The sequence below is a fragment of the Flavobacterium sp. genome (assembly GCF_017985075.1).
In the GTDB taxonomy this organism is placed as follows: Bacteria; Bacteroidota; Bacteroidia; order Flavobacteriales; family Flavobacteriaceae; genus Flavobacterium.
In genome coordinates this window covers 1-3,398 of record NZ_JAGNYF010000106.1, presented here as the reverse complement: position 1 = coordinate 3,398, position 3,398 = coordinate 1, and the positions used below count along the sequence as shown (strand labels likewise).

4 protein-coding genes are annotated in these 3,398 nt (G+C 32.1%); 2 read left to right on the top strand and 2 right to left on the bottom strand.

Annotated elements, in window-relative coordinates; translation table 11 throughout:
• Positions 1-60 precede the first annotated feature (60 nt).
• Positions 61-363, bottom strand: coding sequence for a type II toxin-antitoxin system RelE/ParE family toxin (locus KA468_RS10970; protein ID WP_291242971.1), 303 nt, complete (start codon positions 361-363; stop codon positions 61-63).
• Positions 363-578, bottom strand: coding sequence for an addiction module protein (locus KA468_RS10965; protein ID WP_291242970.1), 216 nt, complete (start codon positions 576-578; stop codon positions 363-365). Before KA468_RS10965 ends, KA468_RS10970 begins: the two co-directional genes overlap by 1 nt.
• A 132-nt stretch (positions 579-710) precedes the next feature.
• Here KA468_RS10965 and asnS point away from each other — a divergent pair, with 132 nt between their 5' ends.
• Both asnS and KA468_RS10955 read left to right on the top strand, forming a co-directional pair.
• The gene (gene asnS / locus KA468_RS10960) at positions 711-2,159 is read left to right on the top strand and encodes an asparagine--tRNA ligase (RefSeq protein ID WP_291242969.1); all 1,449 of its coding nucleotides are present in this window, start codon (positions 711-713) and stop codon (positions 2,157-2,159) included.
• 70 nt (positions 2,160-2,229) lie between these two features.
• Positions 2,230-3,398 (top strand): RNA polymerase sigma-54 factor (locus tag KA468_RS10955; protein ID WP_291242968.1); only part of this gene is annotated, 1,169 nt, incomplete at its 3' end.

The following is a 3,398-nucleotide window of genomic DNA, read 5'->3' as shown; positions in this document are numbered from 1 at the left end:
TAATATCATTTTGTAAAATTAGTGAAAAATTGAAATAAAAAACCGCTTTTATAAAGCGGTTTACATTCTCTTGGCAATTTTTTCAAAACTTTGTTTTTGCGCTAAAACACCAATTATTAAAATCGTTTTTTTGTTTTCTTCAATTATGTAGTAAATGGTATATGGAAATCGGGAAACAAATCCTTGTCTAATGTCCATATGTTTTTTTTGATAATGCTTTGGATATTGATTTATATATTCGAATTCCTGGTTTATTTTGTTTCTAAAATCTTCTCCTAAACCTGCTTTAATTGTGGTGTACCATTTTTTTGCTTTTTGCAAATCTTTATATACGATTGGGAGTAATTTTAATGCATATTTCATTACCATTTTTCCTTTACATCTGACCAACTTAAAACGTTATCAGGGTCTTTTTTATAAGCATCCAAACGTTTTTCTAATTCGATTTTATGCTCCAAAGGGATATTGGCTTTACCAGCTTTTTCTTTTTTTAAAATTTTTTCTAATTTTTCAAATGTTTCATTCTCTATTGAAAAAACTTCTTGTATAAAATTATATTTTCTTGTTGCGATATCCATAATTTTAATATTTATTTAGAGACAAATATATAAAATACTACCTAATTTTAATTATAAATTTATCTAAAATTCGCATTTCTAAAACTCAAAAATTCGCCCTATATTTGCATTTTAAATGAACATTTGGAGATTATGAAGCACATCAGAATTATAGATTTATTAGAAAACACAAAAACGTTACAAGAAGTAAACGCAAAAGGTTGGGTAAGAACGTTTAGAAACAATCAATTTATTGCGCTAAATGACGGTTCAACACTTAATAATATTCAGTGTGTGGTTGATTTTGAAAACACACCTGAAGAAACCTTAAAACGAATTACTACAGGTGCTGCAATTTCTGTGACTGGAACTTTAGTAGAAAGTCAAGGTGCTGGACAAAAAGTTGAAATTCAAGTAGCAAAACTTGAAATTTTAGGCGATTCTGATGCGGAAAAATTCCCAATACAACCTAAAAACAAACCAAGTTTAGACTTTTTAAGAGAAAATGCTCACTTGCGTACCCGAACCAATATGTTTGGTGCCATTATGCGTGTTCGCTCTACGTTGTCTTTCGCGGTACATAAATATTTTCAAGAAAAAGGATTTGTGTATGTAAATACACCAATTATTACAGGTTCTGATGCTGAAGGTGCTGGAGAAATGTTTCAAGTTTCCGCTTTACCTTTTGATAATACGCCAAGAACTGAAGACGGAAAAGTAAATTACAAAGAAGATTTTTTCGGAAAACAAACGAATCTTACCGTATCTGGGCAATTAGAAGCAGAAACGTATGCGATGTCTTTAGGTCAAGTATATACTTTTGGACCTACATTTCGTGCGGAAAATTCTAATACATCACGTCACTTAGCCGAATTTTGGATGATTGAACCAGAAGTAGCTTTTAATGATTTGGCTGCGAATATGGATTTAGCGGAAGATTTTATTCAAAATGTAATTAAATATACGTTAGATAAATGTCCTGAAGATTTAAAGTTTTTAGAAAATCGTTTATTAGAAGAAGAAAAAAACAAACCACAAGCGGAACGTAGCGAAATGGCTTTGTTAGAAAAATTAAATTTCGTTTTAGAAAATAATTTCAAGCGTGTTTCGTATACCGAAGCTATTGATATTCTTAAAAATTCGAAACCAAATAAAAATAAAAAATTCCAATATTTAATTGACGAGTGGGGTGCAGATTTGCAATCAGAACACGAACGTTTCTTAGTAGAAAAACATTTCAAATGTCCCGTAATTTTATTCGATTATCCTGCCAAAATTAAAGCTTTTTATATGCGATTAAATGACGGAACCGAACCAGGAAAAGAAACCGTACGAGCTATGGATATCTTATTTCCAGGCATTGGAGAAATTGTTGGAGGTTCTCAACGTGAAGAGCGTTTGGATGTTTTAATCGAAAAAATGAAAGCCTTAGGTATTGATGAAGAAGAATTATGGTGGTATTTAGACACTCGTAGATTTGGTTCAGCGGTGCATTCAGGTTTCGGATTAGGCTTTGAAAGATTGGTGTTGTTTGTTACAGGTATGACAAACATTCGAGACGTAATTCCTTTCCCAAGAACGCCAGATAACGCAGAGTTTTAATAAGGCATTAGGCATTAGGCAATAGGCAATAGGCTTAAAGCATAATGCATAAAGCTTAAAGCAAGATATAATGTTAAAACACAGTTTAAATTTCAAATTATCGCAAAAATTATCGCCTCAACAAATTCAGTTGATGAAGTTGATTCAATTGCCTACGCAAGCTTTTGAACAACGTTTGCAAGAGGAAATGGTTGAAAATCCTGCTTTAGAAGGAAGTTTAGACGACAATAACGAATCGTTAGATGATTATAATGATTCTTCAAATGATGAGGATGGTTATGATGATTACGATAACGACCAAATAGATACTGGCGACATTAATATTGATGAATATTTAAGCAACGACGATACGCCAGATTATAAATATCAAAGCAATAATTATAGCGATGACGATGAAGACCGAACGTTGCCTATGGCGGCTCAAATTAGTTTTCATCAAGATTTAATTAATCAATTAAACACGTTTATTCTTTCAGAAAATGATAGAGAAATTGCTGAATTTTTAGTAGGAAGCATTGAAGATTCTGGCTATATCAGAAGAACCATTCAGGATATTGTAGATGATATGGCGTTTACACAAGGGGTCTATACCGATGAAAAATCAGTTGAAAAAGTATTGCATATTGTGCAACAGTTAGAACCTTCTGGAGTAGGCGCAAGGGATTTACAAGAATGTTTATTGATTCAATTAAAACACAAAACCCCAACGGAATCGGTTAATTTAGCTATTGCTTTAATAGACAAACAATTTGACGCGTTTACTAAAAAGCATTACGATAAATTATTGCAAAAATTTGATTGTTCCAAAGACCAATTAAAAAAAGCGATTGAAGAAATAGAAAAATTAAATCCAAAACCGGGTGGCAGTTACGATAGCAATAGTAGGATTGTAGAACACGTAGTTCCTGATTTTACCATTCGTATTGTAGATGGCGAATTAGAATTACTTTTGAACGGAAGAAACGCGCCAGAATTACACGTATCTAAAGACTATCAAGAAATGTTGCAAACATATAAAGTTTCCAGCGACAAGTCTAATTCACAGAAAGATGCGGTGCAGTTTATCAAACAAAAATTGGATTCTGCCAAATGGTTTATTGACGCCATAAAACAACGTCAAGAAACCTTATTTGTTACGATGAATGCCATTATGTATTTTCAACGAGAATACTTTTTGGAAGGTGAAGAATCTAAGTTAAAACCAATGATTCTAAAAGATATTGCGGATATGATTGGTTT